Raw genomic sequence first — 316 nt, forward strand, 5'->3', positions numbered from 1 at the left:
TACTCTCACATGGGAACTCCCACACTACCATCGGCGCTAACACGTTTCACTTCTGAGTTCGGAATGGGATCAGGTGGGGCCATGTCGCTATTGTCGCTAGACAAAAAGGGTACAATCTTGAAAGCTGCACTTAAAGCCTTGGCTCTAAGTAATAAATACGTTTTTTTTTCTCTTATTCACACAATTGTCATGCGTGATGCGTGTATTCCTACACTTTTTGTCAAACTTCATACACGACCTCCATGGATGGAGGAAGTCAGGTAACTGTCTGGAACAGTTACGTGAAAACCACTTGGGTGTTGTATGGTTAAGCCTC

Annotated in this window: 1 rRNA gene; it reads right to left on the reverse strand. The window is 44.0% G+C overall.

From position 1 onward, the window contains the following. Positions 1–101 (reverse strand): 5S ribosomal RNA (gene rrf, locus H4J50_RS19210); the annotation flags it as partial. Between the last annotated feature and the right edge of the window lie 215 nt (positions 102–316).

This window comes from Colwellia sp. 6M3, from assembly GCF_014077595.1.
Taxonomy (GTDB): domain Bacteria; phylum Pseudomonadota; class Gammaproteobacteria; order Enterobacterales; family Alteromonadaceae; genus Cognaticolwellia.